The organism is Streptomyces sp. NPDC031479, from assembly GCF_055581065.1.
In genome coordinates, this window is sequence record NZ_JBVIKC010000065.1 from 1 (window position 1) to 25,512 (window position 25,512).

Below are 25,512 nucleotides of genomic sequence, written 5' to 3' on the forward strand. Positions count from 1 at the left end.
CCCCTTTTTTTTCTCTCCCCCCCCCCCCTCCCCCCCCCCCCCCCCTCCCCCCCCCCCCCTTCCCCCGCCACTCAGCAGGGGGGAAACATCACAGGACGTTCTGTGCCTCTTCGTACCGGTCCGCCGGAACGGTCTTCAGGGTCGACGTGGCCTCGGCCAGCGGCACCATCACGATGTCGGTGCCGCGCAGGGCCGTCAGCATCCCGAACTCGCCCCGGTGCGCCGCCTCCACCGCGTGCCAGCCGAAGCGGGTGGCGAGGACGCGGTCGTAGGCGGTGGGGGTGCCGCCGCGCTGGACGTGGCCGAGGATGACCGGACGGGCCTCCTTGCCGAGCCGCGCCTCCAGCTCGACGGCGAGCCGGTTGCCGATGCCGGCGAACCGCTCGTGCCCGTACATGTCCGTACCGCCCTCCTCGACGGCCATCGAGGAGCCCGGAGCGGGCTTGGCGCCCTCGGCGACCACGACGATCGCGAACCGCTTGCCCGCCGAGAAGCGCTCGCCGACGATCGCCGTCAGCTCCTCGATGTCGAAGGGGCGCTCCGGCACGACGATCGCGTGCGCGCCCGCCGCCATGCCCGAGTGCAGGGCGATCCAGCCGGTGTGGCGGCCCATGACCTCCACGACCATCACGCGCTGGTGGGACTCGGCGGTGGTCTTCAGCCGGTCCAGGGCCTCGGTGGCGACGCCCACGGCGGTGTCGAAGCCGAAGGTGACGTCCGTCGAGGCGATGTCGTTGTCGATGGTCTTCGGCACGCCGACGATCGGCAGTCCGCCCTGCGCGAGCAGGTTGGCGGCCTTCAGGGTGCCCTCGCCGCCGATCGGGATGATCGCGTCCAGGCCGAGGTCGGCGACGTGCCCCCGGGCCCGCTCCACGCCGTCGCGCAGGTGCGCGGGCTGGACGCGGGAGGAGCCGAGGATGGTGCCGCCGCGGGCCAGGATGCCGCCCACGGCGTCGAGGTCGAGCTTGCGGTAGTCGCACTCCAGCAGGCCGCGCCAGCCGTCGTGGAAGCCGATGACCTCGTCGCCGTGGTCGACCACGGCGCGGTGCACGACGGAACGGATGACGGCATTGAGGCCGGGGCAGTCGCCGCCGGAAGTGAGCACACCAATGCGCATGGCAGGAAGAACCTTTGCAACGTGGGCCGACGACCGGACCACGTCGTCCGGTTGGAACTACCTGCCAGCCTACAAGCGGATTCCCGGTGGACTGAACCATCCTCCACATGCTGGTCAGAACAATTGTACGAACGGACGTCGGCCCGGACCCCCTGGGGGATCCGGGCCGACGGACGGTACGGCAGGTGCCGGGCGGGCTACGCGGGCTGCGTGGCCGCCGCGATGCGCTCGTTGCGCAGGGCCTCGTACCAGCGGTCGTCCAGGGGCGGCAGCGCGTTCACGTCGAGGGCCAGCTTCAGCAGCAGGTCGGCGATCAGCGGGTTGCGGGCCATCACGGGGCCGTGCATGTACGTGCCGAAGACGGTGTCGCTGTACGCGCCCTCGGTGCCGTCGCCGGTGCCGTTGCCGCGGCCCAGCCGGGTCCGGGCGAAGGGCTTGGCGGTCGGACCCAGGTGCGTGACGCCCTGGTGGTTCTCGAAGCCCGTCAGCGGCGGCAGGTTCAGGCGCGGGTCGATGTCCGCCAGCACGTCGCCGACGCACCGCTCGCCCTCGCCGCGCACGGTCACGACGTCCAGCAGGCCCAGCCCCTCCTGGCGCTGGCCCATGTCGTTGACGAACTCCTTGCCGAGGATCTGGTACCCGGCGCACACCGAGAAGACGATCGCCCCGTTCGAGACGGCGCGCTCCAGGCCGCCGTCGCGCAGCAGCCGCTCCGCGGCCAGCCGCTGCGGCCGGTCCTCGCCGCCGCCGATCAGGTAGATGTCGCCCGAGGTGGGGATGGGCTGGTCGCTGCGCACGTCCACGCGCTGCACGTCCAGGCCGCGCTGGCGCGCCCGGCGCTCCACCACGAGGGCGTTGCCCTGGTCTCCGTACGTGCTGAGCAGGTCCGGGTAGACCCACACCAGACGCAGGCTGTTGTCGCTCATGCTCTTGTCCTCTGCGGTTCTGACGGGGTGCTAGTTGCCGACGCGGCGGCGCACGTCCTGGAAGGCGGTGTAGTTGGCGATCAGCTCGATCTGACCGGGCGGCGCCAGCTGCACGGCCTCGTCGATGGTCTCGCAGACCCGGAAGTCCAGACCGGCCACTTCCAGGCGGACCGCGAGGTCCAGCTTGCGGTCGCCGATCACGAAGATCGGGTGGCCGGCGAGGCGCGGGTAGTCCACGTCCCACAGCCAGGACGTGTCCGTGCCGTCGGCGCCGCGCGCGTTCACCGAAAGGATCACCGGCGTGGGCGGCGGGTCGATCAGCGAAAACGTTTCGAGCCAGCCCGCCGGGTTCTTCGCGAGCAGCAGCCGCAGCTCACGGCCCATGAAGTTCACCACGTCGTAGCGGCCGGCCACGGCCTGGACCTGGTACATGCGCTCCAGCGCGACCTGCGGGGGCACGCCGAACACGGCGGCCACGGCGGCCGAGGTGGCGGCGTTGGCCTTGTTCGCGCGGCCCGGCAGCTGGAGGTGGATCGGCCATGCGCTGCCGTGCGGGTCGAGCACGTGGTCGCCGGAGAGCACCCAGCTCGGGGTGGGGCGGCGGAAGCCGCACTCCCCGCAGAACCAGTCGTCGCCCGGTCGCTGCATGACGCCGCCGCAGGAGGGGCACGACCAGGCGTCGTCCTTCCACTCCTGGCCGGCCGCCACCCACACCACGTTCTGCGAGGACGACGCCGACCACACGATCAGCGGGTCGTCGCAGTTCGCCACGATCACGGCCTTGGAGCCCTGGAGGCCCTCGCGCCACTTCTCGGCGAGCATGCGGGTCTCGGCCGCGCGGTCCAGCTGGTCGCGGGAGAGGTTCAGCAGGGCGATCACCTTGGGGGTGACGTCCCGGGCCACCCCGGCCAGGTACTTCTCGTCGACCTCGATGACGCCGTACTTGGCGTCCGAGCCGCCGGCCAGGGCGGAGGTGATGCCCGCCGGCATGTTGGCGCCCAGCGCGTTCGAGACGACCGGACCGCTGGCCCGCAGGGCCTCCGCGATCAGGCGGGTCGTCGTGGTCTTGCCGTTCGTCGCGGAGACGAGGACGACATCGAGATGCTGCGCCAGCGCGCCGAGAAGATCGGGGTCCAGCCTGAGTGCGACCTTGCCACCGATCACCGATCCGCTTCCGCGTCCCGCGGCCCGCGACACCGCCGCCGCGGCCTTGCCCGCCGTCACGGCCAGCTTGGCCCGCGGCGAAAGCGGCTCCGTGTTGCCTGCCATCGTCCCTTGTCCTCCTTGCGTCGGTCGGCCCCAGCCTATCCAGTACCGGCCGGGGCCTTGACCGCGGCGCCCCAGGGACGCCGCGGATCTCCTCATATATTCGCCCGTCGTACCCTTACGGCCATGCGACAGCGCCCCATCCCCGGTACCACCGGACTCGTCCGCACCATGAGCCTGCTGGGTGATCCGGTGCTCCATTCCGCCTGCGCGGAGGTCACCGCCTTCGGCCCCGAACTCGACCGTCTCATCGAGGACATGTTCGCCACGATGTACGCCGCCGAGGGCGTCGGCCTCGCCGCGAACCAGGTCGGCGTCGGGCAGCGGGTCTTCGTCTACGACTGCCCCGACGACGATGACGTCCGCCACGTCGGCCACGTCGTCAATCCGCGTCTGGTCCTCGCCGACGGGGACGAGTTCCGCGGCCCGGAGGGCTGCCTGTCCCTCCCGGGCCTGGAGGCGGGCACCGTCCGCTTCGACCGGGCGGTCGTCGAGGGGGTGACCTCGGACGGTTCCCCGGTGCGGATCGAGGGCACCGGCTTCTTCGCCCGGTGCCTCCAGCACGAGTGCGACCACCTCGACGGCACCGTGTACGCGGACCGGGTGACCGGGCTGCGCGCCCGCCGGCTGCGCCGGGCCGTCCGCAAGGCGCCGTGGGGTCCCGCCCGCGACGACAGGGGCCGAAGCTAGAACCCGGGGCCGTCCAGGCGGTTGCCCGCGGTGGCGAGCCGGCCCCAGAGCAGGTCCGTGAGGCCGGCCACCAGCTCGGCCCGGCCGCAGGGGCGTTCGCCGAGCCACCAGTCCCCGGCCGCGTGCATCATGCCGACGATGCCGTGGCCCCAGATCCGGGCCGTGCGTTCGCCGCCCGGTCCGAGGTCGACGCGTTCGCCGATGACCTGCGCCAGCTCCTCGCCGAGCCGGCGCAGCAGCGGGGCCGAGTGCAGGCCCACGTCGAAGCCGCGCTCGGTGCTCTGCGAGTCCTCGGCCGGGTGCATCAGGAACCGGTACACCTGGGGCCGGGCCTCGATGGCGGCGAGATAGGTGTCGAGGGTGGCCTCCACCCGGCGGCGCCGCTCGGCGGGCGCGTCGAGGGCGGCCCGCAGCGAGTCCAGCAGGGCGTCGGTGTGCCGGACCGCGAGGGCCTGGTAGAGCCCCGCCTTGTCGCCGAAGTGCCGGTAGAGGATGGGCTTCGTGATGCCCGCCTCGGCGGCGATGGCGTTCATCGAGGCCTTGGGGCCGTCCCGCAGCACGACGCGGTCCGCCGCCTCCAGAAGCTCCCGCCGACGGCGTTCGGCCGCTCCCGGCTCACCGGCCTGCGCAGTGGTGTGCATGACGTGTTTCTCTCCCCGCCCTTGCGATGGTGCGTGACGCCCACGCAACGTAACACCCCGCACACCCTCGCGATCGAATCGGCGTCGCTTGACAGTGCTTACCGGCCGGTAACAGACTGTGGCCATTGTTCAGGTTACCCGCAGTAACTCGCGGACGTGGGTCTGCCGGTGGCGGTGTGAGACAGCTGGAGGGGACATGGCGGAGTTCACCATGGAGCTCAACGAGGACCAGAAGCAGGTCCGCGACTGGATCCACGGTTTCGCCGCGGACGTGATCAGGCCCGCGGCCGCGGAATGGGACGAGCGCGAAGAGACCCCGTGGCCCGTCATCCAGGAGGCCGCCAAGGTCGGCATCTACTCCCTGGACTTCTACGCCCAGCAGTTCTTCGACCCCACCGGCCTCGGCGTCCCGATGGCCATGGAGGAGCTCTTCTGGGGCGACGCGGGCATCGCCCTGTCGATCGTGGGCACCGGACTCGCGGCCATCGGCGTCGTCGCCAACGGCACCGAGGAGCAGATCGGCACCTGGATCCCGCAGATGTACGGCACCCCGGACGACGTGAAGGTCGCCGCCTTCTGCTCCTCCGAGCCGGACGCCGGATCCGACGTCGGCGCGATGCGCACCCGGGCCGTGTACGACCAGGCCAAGGACGAGTGGGTGCTCAACGGCACCAAGACCTGGGCGACCAACGGCGGCATAGCCAACGTCCACATCGTCGTCGCCGTGGTCGACCCCGAGCTCGGCACCAAGGGGCACGCCTCCTTCATCGTGCCGCCGGGCACGCCCGGCCTCTCGCAGGGCCAGAAGTTCAAGAAGCACGGCATCCGCGCCTCGCACACCGCGGAAGTGGTCCTGGAGGACGTACGGGTGCCCGGGTCCTGCCTGCTCGGTGGCAAGGAGAAGCTCGACGAGCGCCTGGCGCGGGCCCGTGAGCGGGCGGCGGCCGGCGGCGGCGAGCGGGTGAAGAACGCCGCGATGGCCACCTTCGAGGCCTCCCGGCCCGCGGTCGGGGCGATGGCGGTCGGCACGGCCCGCGCCGCGTACGAGGTCGCCCTCGACTACGCGAAGACCCGCACCCAGTTCGGCCGCCCGATCATCGACAACCAGGGCGTGGCCTTCCAGCTCGCGGACATGCGCACGCAGATCGACGCGGCCCGGCTGCTGGTGTGGCGCGCTTCGTGGATGGCGGTCGCCGGCAGGCCCTTCACCGCGGCGGAGGGCTCGATGTCGAAGCTGTACGCGAGCGAGGTGGCCAAGAAGGTCACCGCGCAGGCGGTGCAGATCCTCGGCGGCAACGGCTTCACCCGGGAGTACCCGGTGGAGCGGATGCACCGCGACGCGGCCATCTACACGATCTTCGAAGGGACGAGCGAGATCCAGCGCCTGGTGATCGCGCGGACGCTCTCCGGCATGCCGATCCGCTAGCCGCGGCGGTACGGGGGCGGGGCCGGTGGCCCCGGGCCCTGCGCCGCCGTGGGGCCGCCCGGGGCCGCAGGGCGGCACCCGTGCGCCCGCGCCGCGATGGCGTACGGGCCCCCGTGGGCGCCCCCGCCGCGGGGTGGCGTGCGGGCCGTGGGGCCACCCCGCCGCGGCGGGGTGGCGTGCGGGCTGTGGAACCGGGCCGGTCGTCGGGTGGCGTGCGGACCCTGGGCCCCCGGGGCCGTCGCGCCCCGGGCGGGGGCTCAGCCGCGCAGGAGGCGGGTGAGGGCGCGGGCGAACAGGGCGTGGCCGACGCGGGCCGTCAGGGGGTCCAGGAGCCGGGGCAGGCCCCGTACCCGGACCTCCTCCCGCCAGAGGACCTCGGAGCCCCCGCCGGGGCCCGGACGGACCTCGATCTCGGCCCAGCCCGTCACCGCCCGGCCGCGCTTTTCGAGCCGGACCAGCCGGGGCGGCTCCCAGCGCACGACCTCCATCGGGTCGTCGAAGGTGATTCCGGCCACTCCGGTACGGGCCGTGAAGCGGGTTCCGGCACGCGTCGGCGGCGGGGTCACGATGATCGTGCGGGTCAGCGGGACCTGCGCGCCGTGGCGTTCCCAGTCCGTCACCCGCCTCCAGGCGTCGGCCGGCGCGAGCGGGCTGCGGCGAATGATCCGGATGACGGGCATGAGCGCATGGTAAGCGGGCATACACACCCTGAACTGGACCTCGAATATGGGTTCCGTCCGGGGGCGGCGATCAGTAATACTCACCGCCACCGTGGATCGCGGATTCGACCGGGTGACCACCGGCCCTCCCGCCCCACACTGCGAGGAGGTGCGCCATGTGCTCCCACCAGCCCCCCTGCCCGCCCGCCGACAGCGCCGACCACGAGGCCGCGCGCGTCGTGGCCTCCCATCCCGAACAGGGCTGGAGCCTGCTCTGCAACGGCGTGGTGGTGTTCGACGACACCGGTGAACTGCTCCCCGAAGGCCGGACGGTGGAACCCCGTCGGCCGGCCCTGGTCTGAGCGAGGAGGCAGCATGCGCCAGCAGCTGATCCGCAAGCCCGTCCCCAAGCCCGCCCCCCGAGACCTGGACCTGCGCACACCGTCGGGCAGACCCCTCCCGTACTGACGGGAGCCCCGGCATTACGGCGTCCACCGGAAGGCGATCAGCCGGTGGACGCCTCAGTACCGCCCAGGAACGCGGTCTCGTACGCCGCGTCGCCGATCGCCGCCCTCGCCTGCCGTTCGCCCTGGTCCCGCAGGGCGGTCAACGAGGGCGAGCCCATCTGCGGCCGGCCGACCGTGCGCCACCAGGCGTGCCCGGTGCCGAGCAGCCGCGCGGCCAGCTCCCCGTCGCCCAGGGCCGCCACCGCGGCCGCGAGCACGTCCAGGCCCAGCGCGATGCCGAAGCGGTCGCCCAGCAGCCGCTTCCCCGAAAGCATCGCCCGCACGTGGCGGGCCGCCTCCCCGTGCTGGCCGAGCCCCAGCGCCGCGACGGCCAGGATGTAGTCCGCGTACGCCCGCAGCCAGCGCTCTCCCAGCTCCGCACAGGACTCCCGCAGCCCCCGGGCCTCCTCGGAGGCCTCCTCGTAGCGCCCGAGGTCGCACAGGGCGTATCCGGTGGCCAGCCGGCACAGCAGCCAGCCCGTGCCGCTGGTGCGGCCGCCGTGGCCCGCCCTCGCCCGGGGTCCGGCCAGCGCGATCGCCGTCGTCGGGTCGCCCGGCATCAGGACCGAAACGGCCCGCAGGTAGGCGGCGCGCAGCTCCGGCTCGGGGTCGCCGAGCGGGGCGGCGGCGCGGGCACACCGCAGGCCGGTCTCCAGGGCCGGGTCCATGTCGCCCTGGAGCAGCATCGTCAGGCCGAGGGCCCACAGCCCCTGGGCCCGGGCGGCGCCCCCGGGCGGGGCCTCGTCCAGGGCCCGTTCCAGGAAGCGGCGGCCCTCGTGGACGTGCCCGCAGGCGAACCAGAAGAACCACAGGGCGCCGGCCATCTCCAGGGCCGCGGCCGGGTCGGCGGCGAGCAGGTGCTCCAGGGCGGTGCGCAGCTGCGCGTGCTCGGCGGTCATCCTGCGGTACCAGTCCACCTGGCCGGGCCCCATCCAGCCCTCGTCGGCGGCCTGCGACAGCGCGGCGTACCAGTGGGCGTGCCGGTCGGCGACGGACCGTACCTCGCCCAGCTCCGCCAGCCAGTCGCGGCCGAACTCGCGGATGGTGTCCAGCATCAGGTAGCGGGCGCCCGCCCCCCTCTCCTGGGAGCGGCGTACGACGGACTTGGAGACCAGCCCCTCCAGCACCCGTTCCACCCGGCCCGGGGCCAGCGGCCCGCCGGAGCACACGGCCCGGGCGGCGGCCACGTCGAAGTCGCCGGTGAACACCGACAGCCGGGACCACAGCAGCCGCTCCACGGGCTCGCACAGCTCGTGGCTCCACCCGATGGCGGTGCGCATGGTCTGGTGCCGGGGCAGGTGCGCGGCCCGGGTGTCGGCGAGCACCTCGAAGCGGGCGCCCAGGCGCTGCGCCATCTGCTCCAGCGTCCACAACCGCAGCCGGGCGCACGCCAGTTCCAGGGCGAGCGGGATGCCGTCCAGGCGGCGGCAGACCTCGGCGGCGGTGCGGGTGCGGTCCGGGTCCGCGAAGACGGCGGCGGCGGCCTCCGGGGCGGCGGCCAGGGCGCGGGCCCGGAAGAGGGTCAGGGCGTCGCTGTCGGGGCCCTCGGAGGGCAGCGGGCGGACCTCGACCACCCGCTCGCCGGGGGAGCCCAGCCGCTCCCGGGAGGTGGTCAGCACCGTCAGGCCCGGGGCGGACTGCAGGAGTTCGCCCGCCAGGTGCCGCACCTCGGAGACGAGGTGTTCGCAGGTGTCGAGGACGAGGAGGATCTCCTTGTCGGCCATCCACGCGCACAGTTCCTCGTCGAGGGGCTGTGCGGAGTGGTCGGCGAGACCGACGGCGTGGGCCACGGTGGTGGTGAGCAGTCTGGGGTCGCGCAGCGGCGAGAGCTGTACCCACCAGATCCCGTCGCGCCGGGCCGCGGCCCGGCCGACGGCGCGTCGGGCGAGGCGGGACTTGCCCACGCCGCCGACCCCGGTCAGGGTGACCAGTCTTCGTTCGCCCAACAAGCGCCCGAGCAGGGTGAGTTCACCCTCCCGGCCGACGAAGCTCGCCACGTCCGGCGGCAGATTTCCCGGCACGGCGCCAGAGTCTGGCGCAGGGCCGACACCCGCGGAGTCTGCCTGATTGTCGTTGACCGAGTACTCACCGAACACGGATGTATTGTGCGCGATCTTCTTTCACGGCACGGCCGTTCGCTTCGGATCGCCGTGCGCCGTGCGGGTGACGGCGGGCCGGCCGGCGTCGTCCGCCTCAGCCGGCGAGGGTGATCCGGCGCTGCTCGCAGAAGGCTCCCCAGTTGCCGTCGGGCAGGCGGGCGCGGAGTTTCAGGGTCCAGGCGGTCCCGGCCGGTTCCGCGGTGGTGAGCCGGTAGGAGGCCCGGCCGGCCGGCACGGCTCCGGCCCCGAACTGGATGACGGTGACGGGCCGGTCGTTGACGTAGAGCTGGTACTCGCCCGTGGGGCGCCCCGTGTCCGGCGGGTTCCAGCTCAGGTCGACCGCGCCGGGGGAGGCGGTCGCGGCGAAGGCGCCGGGTGCGGTGTCCGGGGCCCGGGCGGGGTCGGCCGGGGTGGTCACGGCGACGGCGGGGCCGTCGGGTGAGGAGTTGTCGGCCCCGTCCCGGGCGCGGACGGTGAAGGAGTAGGCGGTGCCCGGCTGCAGGCCGGTCAGCGAGGTGCCCCGCTCGGCGGGGCCGGCCGTGTGGATACGGGTGCCGCCCTGGTAGACGTCGTAGGCGGTCACGCCCGTGTCGTCCGTGGCCGGGCTCCAGTCGAGCCGGACCGTCCGGGGGCCCTCGGCGCGGCCGTCGGTGGAGGGCGGGGCGGTGGGGGCCGCGTGGTCCTCGGCCCTCGCCGCCGGGGTGGTGGCCCGTACGGGCGCGCTGGGGGCGGAGCGGTTCCCGGCGGCGTCGCGGGCGCGGACGGTGAACTCGTAGGCCGTCCGGGGTGCGAGACCGGTCACGTCCACCATCGTCCGGTCGGCCGGCAGCTCCCGGACCAGTTGTCCGGCCCGGAAGACCTGGTAGGCGGTGACCCGGTCGGCGGGCGCGGCCGACTCCCACATCACGTGGACCGAAGTGGCGCTGCCCGCCTGGGCGGTGAGCCCGGCGGGTGCGTGCGGGGGGCGGGTGTCGCCGGAGCCGCACCCGGCCAGCGCGCCGGCCGCCAGGCAGAGCGCGAGGGCCAGGGGGAGGGGGTGCGGGGGAGCGGTGCGTCGCACGGGGGGCCTTCCTGCGCTTCCTTGCCACGGTGACCTCGTAAAGGTCTAGACATATATGGCACGCGCGGCGCCGACCGGGCAAGACCCGTGCCGCCGGCGGCCGGCGGCACGGGCCGGCAGGGGGTCCCGAGAGGGGCGGTGTGGCCGGATTCGTCTTCTTCTGAACCCGTCTGACATTATTGCGATCTCTTTGCAATAACAGATGACCGTAAACAGGGATGTGCACAGCATGACGGCCCGGACAGTACGGGGAGCGGCCGGAGCCGCGCTCGCCACCGCACTCATCACGGGCGTGACGGCCTGCGCGAACCCCTCGGGGCCGGCCCGGCCGGCCGATTCCGCCGTGGTCGGCATCGCGACCGAGCCGGAGAGCCTCAGCCCGCTGCTGGGCTACGGCAAGGACGGCAACTCCAAGATCTTCGACGGGCTGCTCACCCACGACGCGGACATGAAGCTCCGGCCCGCCCTGGCCGAGGCCCTGCCCGAGGTCTCCGCCGACGGCCGCACGTACACGTACCGGCTGCGCCAGGGAGTGAAGTTCAGCGACGGGGAGCCCTTCACGGCCGCCGACGTCGAGTTCACCTACCGCACCATCCTGGACCCGGCGACGAACAACGCCTCCAGGACCGAACTCGACGCGGTCGAAAGCGTCACCGCACAGGGCCCGGACCGGGTCGTCTTCACCCTGAAGTACCCCTACGCCCCCTTCGCCGAACGCACCGTCCTGCCCATCGCCCCGGAGCACGTCGCCGGGAAGCAGGACGTCAACAGCGGCGATTTCACCACCCGGCCCGTCGGCACCGGACCGTACGTGCTCACCGGCTGGTCCAAGGGTGAGAAGATCTCCTTCAGGGCCAACCCGTCCTACTGGGGCGGCGAGCCCGCCGTGAAGAAGTTCACGATGGCCGTGATCAAGGATGACGACGTGCGCGCCACCCGGCTGCGCTCCGGCGAGCTGGACGCCGCGATCCTGCCCCCGAACCTGGCCGCCGGCTTCGCCGGGGACCGCACGCGCAGGACGTTCGCCGCGAAGACCTTCGACTACCGCGACGTCACCCTCCCCACGCACCACCCGGTCACCGGCGACCCGGCCGTCCGGCAGGCCCTGGACATCGCCGTCGACCGCGCGACCATGGTCGACAAGCTCCTGGACGGCGCCGGCAAGGCCGCCCACGGCCCGGTGCCCACGGACAGCCCCTGGTTCACGCCCGGCACGGAACGCGCGTACGACCCCGGCCGGGCGAAGAGGATCCTCGACGATGCCGGCTGGAAGCCCGCCGCGGACGGCGTCCGCGTCAAGGACGGGGTCCGCGCCTCCTTCCCGCTCTGGTACACCACCGGCGACAAGATCCGCCAGGACCACGCCCTGGCCTTCGCCTCCGACGCCCGCAAGGCGGGCGTCGAGGTCACGACCGAGGCCGGGACCTGGGAGGTCATCGAACCCCGGATGAAGACCGACGCCGTCCTCGCCGGCGGCGGCTCCCCGGCCGACCCCGACTTCGACCAGTACCCGCTGCTGACCTCCTCCCTCGCGGGCGACGGCTTCAACAACATGGCCCGGTACGACAACCCGGTCGTCGACCGGGCGCTGGCCGACGCCCGCAGGAGCGGCGACCCGGCCGTCCGCAAGACCGCGTACGACACCGTGCAGCGCGAGCTCGTCAAGAACCCCGGCTACGTCTTCCTCACCCACATCGACCACCTCTACGTCGTGAACGACCGCTGGGACGGCCCCAGCACGCAGGTCGAACCCCACGACCACGGCCTCGGCTCCGGCCCCTGGTGGAACGTCGAGCACTGGAAGCCGAAGCAGCCGTGAACCGCGGCCTCCCCTGGGGGCCGATGGCGCGCATGGCGGGGCGGCGGACCCTGTTCGCCGCCCCCGTCCTGCTCCTCGTCACCTTCGGCGTCTTCGCCGCCGCCGCCCTGTCCCCCTTCGACCCCGTCAAGGCCTACGCCGGCACCGCGGGCCTGACCGCCTCGCAGGCCGAACTCGACCAGCTGCGCGCCAACCTCGGCGTGGACCGGCCGTTCACCGCGCGCTGGTGGGACTGGCTCACCTCGGCGCTCACCGGAGACCTCGGCACCTCCGCCGTCCTGCGCCAGCCCGTCGCCGACGTCATCACCGGACGCCTGGGCTGGTCGGCCCTGCTCGCCTGCTGCGCCTTCGCCGTGGCCCTGCTGCCGGCCACGGCCCTCGGCGTACTCGCCGCCCGCCGCCGGGGCGGCCCCCTCGACCGGGTCGCCACCGCCCTCGCCTACGTCCTGGAGGCGGCCCCCGCCTTCTGGCTCGGGCTGCTGGCCGTCTGGCTGTTCGCGGTCCGCCTCGGCGTGCTGCCGTCCGGCGGACTCACCGACGCCGCCGCCGACACCGTCACCGCCGGGCAGGTCGCCTCGCACCTGGTGCTGCCCGCGCTGGTCCTCGGCCTCTCCCAAATGCCCTGGTTCTACCTCTACGTGCGCCAAGGCGTGGCCGACGCGCTGGAGGAGGACCCCGTTCGCGGGGCCCGGGCGCGGGGCCTGTCCGAGCGGCGGGTCCTGCTCGGCCACGGGCTGCGCTCCGGGATGCTCCCCGTGCTGACGCTCATCGGCTCCCGCGTGCCGGAGCTGATCACCGGGGCCCTGCTGGTGGAGACCGTGTTCAGCTGGCCCGGCATCGCGGCCGCCACCGTCCAGGCCGCCACCTCGGTGGACTTCCCGCTGCTGGCCGCCCTGACCGTCCTGGCCACCGCCGCGGTGCTGGCCGGGAACCTGCTGTCCGACCTGCTGTACGGGCTGGCGGACCCGAGGGTGGGCTTCGATGGCTGACCTCCCCGGCGCGACCGGAGTCCCCGCGGGCACGGCCCCCGGCGCCCCCGCGGACCCCGTGAAGTGGCGCCGCCACGGGCCGGACCGCCGCTCCACCCGCACCCTGCGCCTGCGCGCCTCGGCGGCCGTGCTGGCCCTGCTCGCCCTGGCCGTCCTGCTGGTGCCCCCGCTGGCACAACTCGACCAGCAGGCCGTCGACCTCTCCGCGAAGCTGCTGCCACCGTCCCCGCACCACCCCTTCGGCACCGACGGCATGGGCCGCGACCTGCTGCTGCGCTGCGTCTACGGGCTGCGCGTCTCCCTGCTGGTCGGCCTGGTGGCGGCGCTCGCCGCGACCGTGCTCGGTACGGCGGTGGGCGCGGCGGCCGGGGCGCTGGGCGGCTGGACCGACCGGCTCGTCATGCGCGGCGTCGACGCCCTCTCCTCGGTCCCGCACCTGCTGCTCGGCATCTTCGTCGTGGCCCTGTTCCGGCCCGGCGTCTGGCCCGTGGTGGTGTCCGTGGCGCTGACCCACTGGCTGTCCACCGCCCGGATCGTGCGTGCCGAGGTGCTCTCCCTGCGCGGGCGCCCGTTCGTGGACGCGGCCGTCTCCGGCGGCGCCTCGCGGTGGCGGGTCGCCGTACGCCACCTGGTGCCCGGGGTGCTGCCCCGGGCCGGGCTGGCCGCGGTGCTGATGATCCCGCACGCCATGTGGCACGAGTCCGCCCTGTCCTTCCTCGGCCTCGGCCTGCCCGCCCGTCAGGCCAGCCTCGGCACCCTCGTGCAGGACGCGCGCGGCCCGCTCCTGGCCGGCGACTGGTGGCCCACCCTCTTCCCCGGGCTGCTGCTCATCGTCCCCACCCTGGCCCTCGCCGGGCTCGCCGGTGCCTGGCACGACCGGCTCGACCCCCGGCGCCGTTCGGAGCTGACCCTGTGAGCCCCCACCCCGCACCCCCGCCCGCCGGGCGTCCGGTCCCCGTCCTGCGCGTGGAGGGGCTCAGTGTCCGCTTCCGCACGCGGGGCGGACGCCACGTCGAGGCCGTCACCGACGCCGCCTTCGAGCTGGCCCCCGGCAGCTGCCTCGTCCTCGTCGGCGAGAGCGGCTGCGGCAAGTCCGTCCTCGCCTCCGCGCTCCTCGGCCTGCTCCCCGGCAACGCCGAGACCGCCGGGTCGGCCCGGCTCGCCGACGGCCTCGACCTGCTCGCCGCCGACGAGCGGACCCTGGCCCGCACCGTCCGCGGCCGACGCGTCGGCCTGGTCCCGCAAAGCCCCGCCGCGCACCTCACCCCGGTCCGCACCGTCCGCTCCCAGCTCCAGGAGACCGTCCGGGAACTGCTCGCCCCGCAGGGCGGGAAGGCGCGGCTACGGGCGGCCGCCGAGACCGCCGCCGCACGGGCCGCCTTCCCCGCCGACCACCTCGACCACCACCCCCACGAACTCTCCGGAGGCCTCGCCCAGCGCGCCGCCACCGCCCTCGCGCTCGTCGGGGACGCCCCCCTGCTCCTCGCCGACGAGCCGACCACCGGTCTCGACCGGGATCTCGTCGACCGCACCGTCGACGAACTGCGCGCCCACACCCGGGACGCCGGCCGGGCCCTGCTGATGATCACCCACGACCTCGCCGCGGCCCGGCGCGTCGCCGACACCGTCGCCGTCATGTACGCGGGCCGGATCGTGGAACTCGCCCCCGCCGACGCCTTCTTCGGCGCACCCGGCCCCCGCCACCCCTACGCCCGCGGCCTGCTCGACGCCCTCCCCGAGCGCGCCTTCACCCCGATCCCCGGAGCCCCGCCCGAACTCGGCGACCTGCCGCCCGGCTGTGCCTTCGCCCCCCGCTGCGCCCTGGCCGACACCACCTGCCGGGCCGTGCGGCCCCCGCTGACCGAAGGGGTGGCCTGCCACCGTGCTTGAGCTCCGGGGCATCACCGCCGGCTACGACCGCCGCCGGCCCGTCGTCCGCGACGCACACCTCGCGCTGCGACCCGGCGAGGCCCTCGGGCTGCTCGGGCCCAGCGGCTGCGGCAAGTCCACCCTGGCCCGGGTCGCCGCCCTGCTGCACCGGCCCGACCGGGGGACGGTGGTCCTCGGCGGCCGCACCGTGACCGGCTTCCGGCACCGGGCCCCGCGCTCCCTGCGCACCGAGGTCGGCGTCGTCTTCCAGCAGCCCAGGCTCGCCGCGGACCCCCGCCTCAGACTGCGCGACCTCGTCGCGGAGCCGCTGCGGGCCACGGGCCGCGCGGGCGGGGCGCGGGCGACCGTCGCCGAACTGGCCGAGCGGGTCGGCCTCGGCCCGGAGCTCCTCGCCCGGCGCCCCCACGAGGTCAGCGACGGCCAGCTGCAACGCGCCTGCGTGGCCCGCGCCCTGGTGCTGCGGCCGCGCTGGCTGGTCTGCGACGAGATGACCGCGATGCTCGACGCCTCCACCACGGCGGCCCTGGTCGCGGTGGTGGAGGAGTACCGGAGGGAGACCGGAGCGGGACTGCTCGCGGTGGGCCACGATCCGGTGCTGCTCGGCCGGTGGTGCGACCGTACGGCCCGCTGGAGCGACATCGCGCACGGATGACCGACTGTTGCGCCCACGTGAATCATCCGGACCATCCATGGACTCCTCGGACAGCGCGCTCTAGCGTCGGGCGGCGGCGCGATGTCAGACGCAATGTCAACAACACCATGGAACAAGGAGGACGACCGGATGTTCCGAAGAGCGCTGAACTGCGCCGTGGCCCCCGCCGTCGCCGCCCTGACGGTGATCGGCGGGATCTCCCCGGCCCATGCCGAGGAGATCCCCCAGGCCCCCGGCCACCGCCTGGTCGGCCACTACGAGGGGAGCCCCGCCGCCGCGGCGCCGCTGCCCGGCGAAGCCCCGCCGCAGCACCCCTTCCTCGCGCCCAACGGCCGCAGCGGCATGCACTCCGACGCGGCCGGCAGCGCCACCTCCCCCTGGTCCGGCCCGCTCGGCAGGAACCCGCGGGTCACCAGCGAGAAGATCGCCGCCCTCGGCGGTGAGTGCGCCACCGCCACCTTCGACGCGGGCGGCCGGCTCGTCACCGTCTGCGGCACCTTCTCCGGCTTCAAGGTCAAGCTCCTGGAGCCCCGCACGCTCGCCACGCTCGCGGAGTACCAGCTACCGCAGCGCTCTTCGACGGTCGAGGCGATCACCTCCCTCGACTTCGCGAAGATCTTCAAGGACACCTCCGGCGGCGCCTACTTCTACCTGGACGACCAGGACCGGGCCGTGCTGGCCGACTCCCGCCAGCACGTCCTGCGCCTCGCCCACCGCCAGGACCCCGACGGCAGCTGGAAGTTCACCGTCGAGAACGACTGGGACCTCACCGGCCGGGTGCCCCACGACTGCGTCGGCTGGACCAACCTGTGGCCCAGCGGCACCTGCGACCCGGTCACCTCCGTCATGCCCGACTGGAACGGCCGTATCTGGTGGGTCACCCGGCAGGGCCGCGTCGGCACCGTCGACCCGGGCACGGGCGCGATCCGCTCGATCCACCTGGAGGGCGAGGAGATCCAGAACTCCTTCTCGGTCGCCGAGGACGGGGTCTCCATCGTCACCGACCACGCGCTCTACGGCTTCCGCGCCACCGCCGACGGCACCCCCGAGGCGCAGTGGCGCCAGACGTACGACCGCGGGACCGGCACCAAGCCCGGCTCCGTGAACCAGGGTTCGGGCACCACACCGGACCTCTTCGGCGACGGCTACGTCGCCATCACCGACAACGCCGACGACCGGATGAACGTCCTCGTCTACAGGCGGGGCGCGGACGTCCCCGCCGACCGGCGGCTCGTCTGCAAGGTGCCCGTCTTCGGATCCGGCGCCTCGACCACCGACAACTCCCTGATCACCTGGGGCAACAGCATCGTCGTCGAGAACAACTACGGCTACGAGAACCCCACCTCGCTGCTCCTCGGCAAGTCGGTCACCGGCGGCGTCAGCCGCATCGACGTCCGTGCCGACGGCAGCGGCTGCGACACGGTGTGGCAGAGCGCGATCCGCTCGCCCTCCGTCGTCCCCAAGCTCTCCACCGGCAACGGGCTGCTCTATTTCTACGAGAAGGAGCCCAATTCCTGGGGCATCGACGCCTGGTACCTCACCGCGGTGGACTTCCGCACCGGTGAGCGCCGCTGGCGGCAGCTGACCGGAACCGGGCCGCTGTACGACAACAACTGGGCTCCGATCACCCTCGGTCCCGACGGCACCGCCTACGTCGGCGTGTTCAACGGCATCGTCGCCGTCCGCGACGGCGGCTGACCCGGCCGGCGGGGGCTCAGTCCCCGGGCCGCCACAGCGGATGCGCGGTGTCGGCCCACCACCGCCCGACGAAACCGGTGCGCATCCCGCGCCGGGCCTCCGGATCGCCCAGGGCCTTGCCGATGTGCCCGGCCAGTACGACGCCCAGCGCCAGGGCCAGCCAGTCGTGGACGAAGGTGGCGCCGGTCCGCCACAGCAGCGGCGCGAGCCGGGTGAACCACATCAGCAGCCCGGTGCCCAGCATCACCAGCACCGCCCCGGCGAGCCAGGCCGCCCAGAGCTTCTGGCCGGCGTTGAACTTCCCGGCCGGGCGCGGTCCCCGGCGGCGCAGCGCGGAGCGCAGCCAGACCCGGTCGTGCGGGCCGAAGCGGTTCAGCACCCGCAGGTCGGTCCGGAAGGCGCGCGAGGCGAGCCCCAGCAGTACGGGCACGGGCAGTGCCAGACCGGCCCACTCGTGGACCGTGACCACCAGGTGCCGACGCCCGACCAGCTCGGCGAGCGGCGGCAGGTACAGGCAGCCGGCGGTGACCACGCAGATCCCCATGAGGGCGGCCGTGGCCCGGTGCACCCAGCGCTCGGCCCGGGTGAACCGCCGCACCCGCTCGGCCGGGCCGGACGGCCGGGCTTCGGACGGCCCGGCCTCAGACGGTCGGGGCATCGTCGCGTCCGTTCGACCGGCCGACCCAGGCGTCCACGTCATAACCGAGCTCCTCCCAGTAGCCGGGTTCGGCCTCGCGGGTCACGGTGATGCCCGAGAGCCACTTCGCCGACTTGTAGAAGTACATGGGCGCCACGTACAGCCGGGCCGGGCCGCCGTGGCTGTGCTCCAGCGGCCGGTCCTGCATGCTCAGGGCCACCATGACGTCGTCGCGCCGCGCCTGCGGGAGGGTGAGGCTCTCGGTGTACGTCCCGTCGAAGCAGGTGAACCGGATGGCCCGGCCCTCGGGCCGCACCCCCGCCGCGTCGAGCAGGCGCATCACCGGGACGCCCTCGAAGGAGGTGCCGGGGACCCGCCAGCCGGTCACGCACTGCACGTCGCGGACCACCCGGGTCTGCGGCAGCCGGCGCAGCGCGGCCAGGTCGTACGTCATCGGCCGCTCCACCAGGCCGTCGACGCGCAGTCGGTAGTCGGCGGCTCCGCGCTCCGGCACGGACGCGGCGACCGAGTAGTACCGGAACCCGCCGCCGTTCGGCAGCAGCCCGGTCAGACCGGTCGGGTCCCGGTCGGCGGCCGCCCCCAGCCCGGCCTCCACGCCCCGGCGCAGGGCGGGCGCGGCGACCAGTGCGGCGGCGCCGGCCGCGACGGTGCCGAGGAGCAGCCGCCGCCCGACGGGGGCACCGTGCCCGTCGGGGTCCTGCGTACGCGTATCCGTGCTCACCCGATGATTCGACCACCGGTACGGGCCCGGACACCAGGCGCGGCGGCCGTCCGTCAGACTTCCGTCACATTCCGGCGGGCCCCGGCGGCGGGGCCGCGGCCGGACGGGCGGATCGGGGGCTCCACCCCGCCCGGTCCGACGTCGACGTGCCGGCACCCGCCCCGGGCGGCGGATCACCCGCCCGTGATCGGGCCGAGGTAGGTGCCGCCGGAGACGTCGATGGTCTGGCCGGTCACCCAGCGGCCCTGCGGACCCGCCAGGAATCCCACCACGTCCGCTACGTCCCCCGGCTCGCCGATCCGTCCGAGCGCGGTGATCGATTCGAGTCCGGCCACCGCCTCGGGAGCGCCGGTCCACCCGGCGGTCATGTCGGTCAGTACCACCCCGGGTTCGACCGTGTTCACGGTGATCCCGCGCCGGCCCAGCTCGTTGGCGAGCGAGGGGCCGAGAGAGGCCAGGGCCGCCTTGGTGACGGTGTAGCCGATCTGGAGGGGGTTCGCGATCCGGGTTGCCGCCGAGCCCATGTTGACGATCCGTCCGCCGTCGCGCAGCAGCGGCAACGACCGCTGGATCACGAAGACCGGCGTGCGCACGTTGACCGCGAGCAGACGTTCGAACTCCTCCTCGGTGAGCTGCCCGATCGAACCGACCGAGTGGATGCCCGCGTTGTTGACCAGGATGTCCAGCCCCTCGGCGCCGTGGTCGGCCAGCCCGGCCGTGAGTTGCTCGAACAGCCGGTCCACCGCCCCGATCTCGCCGAACCTGGCCCGCACGGCGAACGCCAGGCCACCGGCCTCGGCGATCAGCGCCACGGTCTCCGCGGCGGCCTCTCGGCCGCCGCCGTAATGGACCGCGACCAGCACCCCCTCGGCGGCGAGCCGCAGGGCGACCGCGCGCCCGATCCCGCGCGAGCCGCCCGTCACCAGTGCGGTCCTGCCGTCCCATTCCGCCACGATCGTCTCCCCCTGTGCCGCCCCGGTCCCCTCGTGACCGCACTGTACGTGCGGACCGACGACGAGACCGGGGGAACGCGAGGGCCGGGTCCTCTAGACGGCCGATTCGAGGCGGCGCTCCCGCTCGCGTTCCGGGAGCGGTTCCGGGGTGGCGCGGATCCGGGAGAGGCTCGCCTCCAGGTCGTCCAGGGCGAGGCGGGCCGCGACGATCCGGTCGCGGACCTCTTCGGCCGGATCCGTGTCGTTCGCCGCGCGCTCCCGGGCCCGGGCTTCGGCCTCCTCCATCTCGCGCGCCTCGTCGAGCGAGTTGAGCACCACGCCGATCAGGACGTTGACCAGCACGAAGGAGGCGAGCAGCGCGTAGGAGGCGTAGTAGACGATGCTGAACCGGGAGATCTCCAGACCGGCCCGGACGGCATCGGTCAGGCCGTCCAGGGTGGTCAGCAGGAACAGGGTGAGCATGGCCCGCCCGATCGACCCGTAGTGGCCCGGGTCGGACTGCGCGAAGCAGACCCAGCCGACCATCGCGTACACGTAGAGCACCAGCGCCCCGACGAACAGGAAGCTGGCCGTGCCCGGCAGGCTGCGCCCCACGGCCAGCAGCAGGATCCGCAGGTGGGGCAGGAACCGGGCGGTGCGCAGCACGCGGGCCAGCCGCAGCAGCCGCAGCACGGTGGTGTTCTCGCGCAGGAACGGCAGGAAGGCCGAGGCGACGATCAGCAGGTCGAAGATGTTCCAGGGATCCCGGAAGAATGCTTTCGGCCGGTCCGCGTACGCGCCCAGGCGCAGCAGCATCTCCAGGGTGAACAGGGTCAGGCAGCCGGTCTCCGCCAGCTGCAGGACCCGGCGGTGCGCGTCGGCCAGCCCGCTGTAGGTCTCGGCGCCCATCAGTCCCGCGTTGAGCAGGATCACGACGAAGACGGCCATCCCGAAGGACGGGTCCTCGGCGATCCTCCGGCAGTGGGCCGCCAGTCTCCTGCGGCCGGGTCCGGCCTGCGTCGGCTGGTTCATCTCGCTCCTCGTACTCGTTCGTCGCACTCGTATGGACAAGGGCCCGACCGGCGCGGGGCTCGTGCGCCCGCGCCGCTCCGCCCTTCTAACGCCGCACGGCGGAACGGGTTTCAACCAAGCGGGACCCGCCCGGGGGCGTACGCCCCCGGGCCGATGCCCGGGCGGGAGCCCCCCGTTACTGTCGCGACATGGACAGAACAAGGCAGAGCGCTCCGCCGACGACGGGCGGGAGGTGGGGCCATGCCCTCCCCGACTGGGGCGGGGCGTTCCTCTACGGGCTCACGGCGCTGCTGCTCATCGGCGGGACCCCCGACGCCACCGGACTGCTGAGGGCCGGCGTCCTGACCCTGGGGCTCAGCCTGCTCGCGGGCCTGCTGCGGCGCCGTCCCCTCGCGGCCCTGGCCCTCACCCTGACGGCCGCCACGGTCGTGGCCTACGGGGTGCAGCGGGGCGACCTGACGACCGACCGCCACCTCGTCTACGTTCCCGTGGCCATCGTCTTCGGGATCGTCGTCGCCACCCGCACCCGCCGGGCCTCGGCCCTCGCGGGCGCCGCCGTGGTGCTGGTGGAACTGCCGGGCGTCGCCGGCCTGGCCCACGGCCCGTACGAGGTGACCGGCAGCCTGCTCGTCACCCTCCTGACGCTGGGCGCCTGCGGCATGGCCGGTCTGCTGCTGCGCGAGCGCCGCGAACACAGCGCAGAACTGCGCGAGTCCGCGGTGTCCGAGGCCCTCACCGCCGAACGTCTGCGCATAGCACGGGAGTTGCACGACATGGTCGCCCACAGCATCGGCGTGATCGCCATCCAGGCGGGGGTCGGCAGCCGGGTCATCGAGACCCAGCCGGCCGAGGCCCGCAAGGCCCTCGACGCCATCGAAACCACCAGCCGCGAGACCCTGGCGGGCCTGCGCCGGACCCTGGTCGCCCTGCGCCGGGCCCAGCCCGACGCGGAGGGCGGCCACGCCCCGACGGGGCCGGCTCCCGGCCTGGCCGACCTCGACGCCCTCGCGGCCTCGCTGGCCGACTCCGGGGTACGGGTCGACGTACGCACCACGGGCGAGCGGCGCGACCTCCCGCCGGACATCGACCTGTCGGTGTACCGCATCGTGCAGGAGGCGCTGACGAACGTGGTCCGGCACGCGGGCGGCGGTGTCCGGGCCCGGGTGGGCCTCGACTTCTCGGCGGAGGAACTGCGCGTGGAGGTCCTCGACGACGGCCGGGGGGTGTCCGCGCGCGCCGGGAAGAGCGGCTTCGGCATCACCGGCATGTACGAACGGGTCAGCCTGCTGCACGGCCGCTTCAGCGCCGGACCCCGCCCCGAGGGCGGCTTCCGCGTCGCGGCCGAGCTGCCGCTGCCCGCCGTGCGGACGGAGGCGGCCCGGTGACCGGTCCCGTACGCGTGCTGCTCGTCGACGACCAGCCGCTGGTGCGCTCCGGGCTGCGCGTGCTCATCGCCGACACCGCCGACCTGGAGGTGGTCGCCGAGGCCGGCACCGGTGCGGAGGCCGTGGCGCTCGCGGCCGAACACGTCCCCGACGTGGTGGTGATGGACATCAGGATGCCGGGAATGGACGGCATCGAGGCCACCCGGCGGATCACCGCGCGGCCGGGCGCGCCCAGGATCCTCGTCCTGACCACCTTCGACGAGGACGAACACGTCTACGGGGCGCTGCGCGCGGGCGCGAGCGGGTTCGCGGTCAAGGACATGGCCCTGGACGACATCCTCGCCGCCATCCGGGTCGTGGCCGCCGGGGACTCCCTGATCGCCCCCGGGGTCACCCGCAGGCTGATCGCGGACTTCGTCCGCGGTCCGCAGGGCGGGGCCGGAGCGGGAGCCCGGCCGCCGCGGACGCCGGAGCGCCCGCTCCCGGGGGTCACCGACCGGGAACGGGAGGTCCTCGTCCTGGTCGGGCGGGGTCTGTCGAACACCGAGATAGCCGAGGAGCTGTTCATCTCCGTGGCCACGGCCAAGGCCCACGTGGCGAGGCTGTTCGGCAAACTGGGCGCCCGGGACCGGGTCCAGCTGGTGATCACGGCCTACGAGGCGGGGCTGGTCGCACCGCCCGGCTGAGCCGCCGCGCCCCGCGGGGTCCCGGGCGGGCCGTGCTCAGGGCGCCGAGCCATCGAGGCGGCCGGCCTCCCGGGCCGCGTGCTCGACCCGGGCCCGGTGGGCCCGCCACCAGGCCGCGTCGCGCTCCGGCAGGCTCTCGCTCCCGGTCCGCAGGCCGGTGGTGCCGTCGATGAGCTCCCGCAGGACGTCCGCGTGCCCGGCGTGCCGGTCGGTCTCGGCGATCATGTGGACCAGGCTGTGGTGGAGGGTCACCTCGTCCCGGGCCCCCCAGGGCACCCTGCCCACGGCGTCGAGGCCGAGCGCCCCGATCGTCTCGTCCGCGTGCGCGCAGGCCGCGCGGTAGAGGCCGGTGATCCGCTCACGGGTCTCGTCGGCCGTGGCCCAGAGGTCCGCGTTGGGTTCGGCGTCGCCGGTGATCCACAACCCCGTCGCCTCGAAGGGCCGCCCGAAGGCGGCGCCGAAGTACAGGGCCTCGGCGCCGGCCGCGTGCTTGACCAGCCCCAGCAGATTGGTGCCGGTCGGGGTCACGGGCCGGCGGACGTCGTACTCGGAGAGTCCGTCGAGCTTCCACAGCAGGACCTCGCGGGCGTCCTGGAGGTAGATCTGCAGGTCCTTCTTGGCGTCCGATGTGATCATCGGGCCAGTCTGGTGGCCGGGGGCTCCGTGGTCACCGGATTTTCTGCGGACGCCGCAGGCGTCCCGCGCCCCCGGGGCCCGCTACTGGGAGCCGCCCGCCTGCTTCTGCGCCTTCTGGGCGTTCTTCTCCTTGATGCGCACGGCTTCCTTGCGCACGTCGGCCTGAGTGGCGCGCTCCTTCTGGAGCCACTCCGGGTCGGCCTGCTTGATGGCCTCGATCTGCTCCGTGGTCAGGGCCTCGGTGACGCCGCCGCGCGCGAGACCGGCGATCGACACGCCGAGCTTCGCCGCGACGACGGGCCGCGGGTGCGGGCCGTTGCGGCGCAGCTCCACCAGCCACGCGGGCGGCTCGGACTGGAGTGCGTTCAGCTCGGAGCGCGAAACCACACCCTCCTGGAACTCTGCGGGGGTGGCTTCGAGGTACACACCCAGCTTCTTCGCCGCGGTCGCGGGCTTCATCGTCTGGGTGCTCTGGTGCGAGGTCATGGTGTCAAGGGTATCGAGCGTGTGCGCTACCTCCGACCACGACCGGTAACCTGGCGGAGTGACAGGCTCGGATGTACCCCCTTCGTTCCGGCTCGCCTACGTCCCGGGAGTGACGCCCACGAAGTGGGTGCGGATCTGGAACGAGCGGCTGCCCGACGTCCCGCTGACCCTCGTGGGCGTGTCCGCCGCAGAGGCGTTCGACACGCTGCGCGGCAGCGGCGCCGACGCCGGATTCGTGCGGCTGCCCGTGGACCGGGCGGACCTCAGCGCGATCCCCCTCTACACCGAGACCACCGTGGTGGTGATCCCGAAGGACCACCTGGTGGCTGCCGTGGAGGAGGTGTCGACCGAGGACCTGGCCGACGAGATCGTGCTGCACCCCCTCGACGACGTCCTCGGCTGGGAGACCCTCCCGGGCCGTCCCGCCTTCGAACGCCCGGCCACGACGGCGGACGCGATCGAGCTGGTGGCCGCGGGCATCGGCGTCCTCGTCGTTCCGCAGTCCCTCGCCCGCCTGCACCACCGCAAGGACCTCACCTACCGGACGGTCACCGACGCCCCCGAGTCGCGCATCGCGCTGTCCTGGCCCGAGGAGCGGACCACCGATCTGGTGGAGGAGTTCATCGGCATCGTCCGGGGACGGACCGTGAACAGCACCCGCGGCCGTCCGCCGACGCCGCCCCAGCCCAAGCAGCGCAAGGCCGGTGCGGCCAAGTCGGGCACGGGCAAGCCGGGCGCGGGCAAGTCGGGCGCGGGCCGGACCGGAGCGAAGCCGGGCGCCGGCACGGGCGGCAAGGCGACGGGGAAGACGTCCGGCAAGAACCCCCGCGGCGGTTCCGCCGCGCCCAAGGCCGCCAAGCGCGGCAAGCCGCGCCGCCGTCCCTGACGCCGGGCCGTCCGTCCGCCCGCCCCCCGTCCGGCCGTTTCCTCAGCGCTGCGCCGTCTCCTCCGGGGGTACGGCGTCGCTGACGTGCACCAGCCGGTAGGCGTGGCCGCGCCGGGGCCGGCGGTCGCTCCCGCGCAGGCCCCTCGCCTGCTGGACGGCTGCGTCGAGGAGCGCCGACACCTGCGGGTTGGCCCGGCGCAGCCGCAGCAGCTGGTCGGAACGCAGGCCGACGATCGCCGCGGCGGTCCCGGCGTGCACCCCCTTGGCCACGGACTGGAGCAGCAGGCGCAGGCCGAAACCGCCGACCTTGCCGGGCGCCCCGACCCGGTGCGCCTCGGCCAGGGCGGAAGCCGAGGCGAGCGCCGTGTCGAAGGCCGGGTCGTGGGCGCGCCAGCCGGCCAGCATCGGCTCCGGGATCCCGGCCGCGGCCGCGCATCCGGCGGGCCCCAGGCCCAGGGCCGCCGCGTGGACGGCGCGGGCCCTGCGGACGCTGTTCTCGGCGCTCAGGTCCGGGTGCGGGTCGAGCGCCGTGGTGAGCGCGCGGTCGATGTCCTCGGCCGTGCCCAGGCCCGCCAGCACCGCCGCCGCCCATTGCCTGCGGTCGCCCGGCGCGTCCTGTTCCTGCTCGTCCACTGGGTACGTGCCTCCCGCC

General features: G+C 74.0%; 26 protein-coding genes. 12 read left to right on the top strand and 14 right to left on the bottom strand.

Annotated elements, in window-relative coordinates; translation table 11 throughout:
• Positions 1–88: 88 nt before the first annotated feature.
• From ACZ5D2_RS38030 to ACZ5D2_RS38040, 3 genes are all read right to left on the bottom strand, one after another.
• Positions 89–1,117: a 6-phosphofructokinase gene (locus ACZ5D2_RS38030; protein ID WP_280920392.1), complete on the bottom strand. Its 1,029-nt coding sequence runs from the start codon at positions 1,115–1,117 to the stop codon at positions 89–91.
• 197 nt (positions 1,118–1,314) lie between these two features.
• Entirely contained in the window at positions 1,315–2,043 is a 729-nt protein-coding gene (locus ACZ5D2_RS38035) for a type 1 glutamine amidotransferase (RefSeq protein ID WP_100661023.1), read from the bottom strand.
• Between the two features lie 30 nt (positions 2,044–2,073).
• On the bottom strand, positions 2,074–3,312 hold the full coding sequence (locus ACZ5D2_RS38040) for a Mur ligase family protein (protein WP_266837476.1): 1,239 nt from the start codon (positions 3,310–3,312) through the stop codon (positions 2,074–2,076).
• Positions 3,313–3,435: 123 nt separating this feature from the next.
• On the opposite strand from ACZ5D2_RS38040, the gene def reads away from it, so the two are divergent.
• Entirely contained in the window at positions 3,436–3,999 is a 564-nt protein-coding gene (gene def / locus ACZ5D2_RS38045) for a peptide deformylase (protein WP_371679850.1), read from the top strand.
• On the opposite strand, the gene ACZ5D2_RS38050 is transcribed toward def, so the two are convergent.
• A complete protein-coding gene (locus tag ACZ5D2_RS38050) occupies positions 3,996–4,640 on the bottom strand; it encodes a TetR/AcrR family transcriptional regulator (protein WP_371679851.1) in 645 nt (214 codons plus the stop codon). The two genes, def and ACZ5D2_RS38050, sit on opposite strands and share 4 nt — an antisense overlap.
• A 196-nt stretch (positions 4,641–4,836) precedes the next feature.
• Between ACZ5D2_RS38050 and ACZ5D2_RS38055 the strand changes: the two genes are divergently transcribed.
• Positions 4,837–6,066, top strand: coding sequence for an acyl-CoA dehydrogenase family protein (locus tag ACZ5D2_RS38055; RefSeq protein ID WP_468935962.1), 1,230 nt, complete (start codon positions 4,837–4,839; stop codon positions 6,064–6,066).
• A 257-nt stretch (positions 6,067–6,323) separates the two neighbouring features.
• Here ACZ5D2_RS38055 and ACZ5D2_RS38060 read toward each other — a convergent pair whose 3' ends face one another.
• Complete coding sequence (locus ACZ5D2_RS38060; protein WP_371679853.1) at positions 6,324–6,746, bottom strand: SRPBCC family protein; 423 nt, start codon at positions 6,744–6,746, stop codon at positions 6,324–6,326.
• 155 nt (positions 6,747–6,901) lie between these two features.
• Between ACZ5D2_RS38060 and ACZ5D2_RS38065 the strand changes: the two genes are divergently transcribed.
• Positions 6,902–7,087 (top strand): DUF5999 family protein, encoded by a 186-nt coding sequence (locus ACZ5D2_RS38065; protein WP_100661028.1) that lies wholly within the window; start codon positions 6,902–6,904, stop codon positions 7,085–7,087.
• A gap of 143 nt (positions 7,088–7,230) precedes the next feature.
• Here ACZ5D2_RS38065 and ACZ5D2_RS38070 read toward each other — a convergent pair whose 3' ends face one another.
• Together ACZ5D2_RS38070 and ACZ5D2_RS38075 are read right to left on the bottom strand one after the other, a co-directional pair.
• Complete coding sequence (locus ACZ5D2_RS38070; RefSeq protein ID WP_468935965.1) at positions 7,231–9,252, bottom strand: ATP-binding protein; 2,022 nt, start codon at positions 9,250–9,252, stop codon at positions 7,231–7,233.
• Between the two features lie 172 nt (positions 9,253–9,424).
• On the bottom strand, positions 9,425–10,390 hold the full coding sequence (locus ACZ5D2_RS38075) for a fibronectin type III domain-containing protein (RefSeq protein ID WP_468935968.1): 966 nt from the start codon (positions 10,388–10,390) through the stop codon (positions 9,425–9,427).
• Between the two features lie 229 nt (positions 10,391–10,619).
• Between ACZ5D2_RS38075 and ACZ5D2_RS38080 the strand changes: the two genes are divergently transcribed.
• From ACZ5D2_RS38080 to ACZ5D2_RS38105, 6 genes are all read left to right on the top strand, one after another.
• Positions 10,620–12,209 carry an ABC transporter substrate-binding protein gene (locus ACZ5D2_RS38080; RefSeq protein WP_468935971.1) on the top strand — a complete coding sequence of 530 codons (1,590 nt, stop codon included), beginning with the start codon at positions 10,620–10,622 and terminating at the stop codon, positions 12,207–12,209.
• On the top strand, positions 12,206–13,198 hold the full coding sequence (locus ACZ5D2_RS38085) for an ABC transporter permease (RefSeq protein ID WP_371679858.1): 993 nt from the start codon (positions 12,206–12,208) through the stop codon (positions 13,196–13,198). Before ACZ5D2_RS38080 ends, ACZ5D2_RS38085 begins: the two co-directional genes overlap by 4 nt.
• The gene (locus tag ACZ5D2_RS38090) at positions 13,191–14,114 is read left to right on the top strand and encodes an ABC transporter permease (protein ID WP_371679859.1); all 924 of its coding nucleotides are present in this window, start codon (positions 13,191–13,193) and stop codon (positions 14,112–14,114) included. Before ACZ5D2_RS38085 ends, ACZ5D2_RS38090 begins: the two co-directional genes overlap by 8 nt.
• Positions 14,111–15,088 (top strand): ABC transporter ATP-binding protein, encoded by a 978-nt coding sequence (locus ACZ5D2_RS38095; RefSeq protein ID WP_468935975.1) that lies wholly within the window; start codon positions 14,111–14,113, stop codon positions 15,086–15,088. Before ACZ5D2_RS38090 ends, ACZ5D2_RS38095 begins: the two co-directional genes overlap by 4 nt.
• Positions 15,081–15,740 carry an ABC transporter ATP-binding protein gene (locus tag ACZ5D2_RS38100; RefSeq protein ID WP_468935978.1) on the top strand — a complete coding sequence of 220 codons (660 nt, stop codon included), beginning with the start codon at positions 15,081–15,083 and terminating at the stop codon, positions 15,738–15,740. Before ACZ5D2_RS38095 ends, ACZ5D2_RS38100 begins: the two co-directional genes overlap by 8 nt.
• Before the next feature lie 129 nt (positions 15,741–15,869).
• A complete protein-coding gene (locus ACZ5D2_RS38105) occupies positions 15,870–17,438 on the top strand; it encodes a hypothetical protein (RefSeq protein ID WP_468935981.1) in 1,569 nt (522 codons plus the stop codon).
• A gap of 16 nt (positions 17,439–17,454) precedes the next feature.
• Here the strand turns inward: ACZ5D2_RS38105 and ACZ5D2_RS38110 are convergent, their stop codons facing one another.
• The 4 genes from ACZ5D2_RS38110 to ACZ5D2_RS38125 all read right to left on the bottom strand — a co-directional run bounded on the left by ACZ5D2_RS38110 (position 17,455) and on the right by ACZ5D2_RS38125 (position 20,781).
• The gene (locus tag ACZ5D2_RS38110; protein ID WP_468935984.1) at positions 17,455–18,096 is read right to left on the bottom strand and encodes a cytochrome b/b6 domain-containing protein; all 642 of its coding nucleotides are present in this window, start codon (positions 18,094–18,096) and stop codon (positions 17,455–17,457) included.
• On the bottom strand, positions 18,080–18,817 hold the full coding sequence (locus tag ACZ5D2_RS38115; protein ID WP_356211663.1) for a molybdopterin-dependent oxidoreductase: 738 nt from the start codon (positions 18,815–18,817) through the stop codon (positions 18,080–18,082). The genes ACZ5D2_RS38110 and ACZ5D2_RS38115 overlap by 17 nt, the downstream gene beginning before the upstream one ends.
• 173 nt (positions 18,818–18,990) lie before the next feature.
• Complete coding sequence (locus ACZ5D2_RS38120) at positions 18,991–19,770, bottom strand: SDR family NAD(P)-dependent oxidoreductase (RefSeq protein WP_371679865.1); 780 nt, start codon at positions 19,768–19,770, stop codon at positions 18,991–18,993.
• Positions 19,771–19,863: 93 nt separating this feature from the next.
• The gene (locus tag ACZ5D2_RS38125) at positions 19,864–20,781 is read right to left on the bottom strand and encodes an ion transporter (protein WP_468935989.1); all 918 of its coding nucleotides are present in this window, start codon (positions 20,779–20,781) and stop codon (positions 19,864–19,866) included.
• Positions 20,782–20,969: 188 nt separating this feature from the next.
• On the opposite strand from ACZ5D2_RS38125, the gene ACZ5D2_RS38130 reads away from it, so the two are divergent.
• Both ACZ5D2_RS38130 and ACZ5D2_RS38135 read left to right on the top strand, forming a co-directional pair.
• Positions 20,970–22,166 (top strand): sensor histidine kinase, encoded by a 1,197-nt coding sequence (locus ACZ5D2_RS38130; RefSeq protein ID WP_468935992.1) that lies wholly within the window; start codon positions 20,970–20,972, stop codon positions 22,164–22,166.
• Positions 22,163–22,852, top strand: a complete 690-nt coding sequence (locus tag ACZ5D2_RS38135) for a response regulator (RefSeq protein ID WP_468935995.1) — start codon at positions 22,163–22,165, stop codon at positions 22,850–22,852. Before ACZ5D2_RS38130 ends, ACZ5D2_RS38135 begins: the two co-directional genes overlap by 4 nt.
• Before the next feature lie 36 nt (positions 22,853–22,888).
• Here ACZ5D2_RS38135 and ACZ5D2_RS38140 read toward each other — a convergent pair whose 3' ends face one another.
• Both ACZ5D2_RS38140 and ACZ5D2_RS38145 read right to left on the bottom strand, forming a co-directional pair.
• A complete protein-coding gene (locus ACZ5D2_RS38140; protein ID WP_371679869.1) occupies positions 22,889–23,488 on the bottom strand; it encodes a DinB family protein in 600 nt (199 codons plus the stop codon).
• An 81-nt stretch (positions 23,489–23,569) separates the two neighbouring features.
• Positions 23,570–23,974: a DUF5997 family protein gene (locus ACZ5D2_RS38145; protein WP_371679870.1), complete on the bottom strand. Its 405-nt coding sequence runs from the start codon at positions 23,972–23,974 to the stop codon at positions 23,570–23,572.
• Positions 23,975–24,032: 58 nt separating this feature from the next.
• Between ACZ5D2_RS38145 and ACZ5D2_RS38150 the strand changes: the two genes are divergently transcribed.
• The gene (locus ACZ5D2_RS38150; protein WP_468935998.1) at positions 24,033–24,860 is read left to right on the top strand and encodes a LysR family substrate-binding domain-containing protein; all 828 of its coding nucleotides are present in this window, start codon (positions 24,033–24,035) and stop codon (positions 24,858–24,860) included.
• A gap of 42 nt (positions 24,861–24,902) precedes the next feature.
• Here ACZ5D2_RS38150 and ACZ5D2_RS38155 read toward each other — a convergent pair whose 3' ends face one another.
• Positions 24,903–25,493, bottom strand: coding sequence for a hypothetical protein (locus tag ACZ5D2_RS38155; protein WP_371679872.1), 591 nt, complete (start codon positions 25,491–25,493; stop codon positions 24,903–24,905).
• Positions 25,494–25,512 lie beyond the last annotated feature (19 nt).

Excerpts from the sequence above, each read along its gene's own strand:
- ACZ5D2_RS38030 (WP_280920392.1), bottom strand. The coding sequence starts at position 1,117 with ATGCGCATTGGTGTGCTCACTTCCGGCGGCGACTGCCCCGGCCTCAAT.
- ACZ5D2_RS38035 (WP_100661023.1), bottom strand. The coding sequence starts at position 2,043 with ATGAGCGACAACAGCCTGCGTCTGGTGTGGGTCTACCCGGACCTGCTC.
- ACZ5D2_RS38040 (WP_266837476.1), bottom strand. The coding sequence starts at position 3,312 with ATGGCAGGCAACACGGAGCCGCTTTCGCCGCGGGCCAAGCTGGCCGTG.
- def (WP_371679850.1), top strand. The coding sequence starts at position 3,436 with ATGCGACAGCGCCCCATCCCCGGTACCACCGGACTCGTCCGCACCATG.
- ACZ5D2_RS38050 (WP_371679851.1), bottom strand. The coding sequence starts at position 4,640 with ATGCACACCACTGCGCAGGCCGGTGAGCCGGGAGCGGCCGAACGCCGT.
- ACZ5D2_RS38055 (WP_468935962.1), top strand. The coding sequence starts at position 4,837 with ATGGCGGAGTTCACCATGGAGCTCAACGAGGACCAGAAGCAGGTCCGC.
- ACZ5D2_RS38060 (WP_371679853.1), bottom strand. The coding sequence starts at position 6,746 with ATGCCCGTCATCCGGATCATTCGCCGCAGCCCGCTCGCGCCGGCCGAC.
- ACZ5D2_RS38065 (WP_100661028.1), top strand. The coding sequence starts at position 6,902 with ATGTGCTCCCACCAGCCCCCCTGCCCGCCCGCCGACAGCGCCGACCAC.
- ACZ5D2_RS38080 (WP_468935971.1), top strand. The coding sequence starts at position 10,620 with ATGACGGCCCGGACAGTACGGGGAGCGGCCGGAGCCGCGCTCGCCACC.
- ACZ5D2_RS38090 (WP_371679859.1), top strand. The coding sequence starts at position 13,191 with ATGGCTGACCTCCCCGGCGCGACCGGAGTCCCCGCGGGCACGGCCCCC.
- ACZ5D2_RS38105 (WP_468935981.1), top strand. The coding sequence starts at position 15,870 with ATGTTCCGAAGAGCGCTGAACTGCGCCGTGGCCCCCGCCGTCGCCGCC.
- ACZ5D2_RS38110 (WP_468935984.1), bottom strand. The coding sequence starts at position 18,096 with ATGCCCCGACCGTCTGAGGCCGGGCCGTCCGAAGCCCGGCCGTCCGGC.
- ACZ5D2_RS38125 (WP_468935989.1), bottom strand. The coding sequence starts at position 20,781 with ATGAACCAGCCGACGCAGGCCGGACCCGGCCGCAGGAGACTGGCGGCC.
- ACZ5D2_RS38130 (WP_468935992.1), top strand. The coding sequence starts at position 20,970 with ATGGACAGAACAAGGCAGAGCGCTCCGCCGACGACGGGCGGGAGGTGG.
- ACZ5D2_RS38140 (WP_371679869.1), bottom strand. The coding sequence starts at position 23,488 with ATGATCACATCGGACGCCAAGAAGGACCTGCAGATCTACCTCCAGGAC.
- ACZ5D2_RS38145 (WP_371679870.1), bottom strand. The coding sequence starts at position 23,974 with ATGACCTCGCACCAGAGCACCCAGACGATGAAGCCCGCGACCGCGGCG.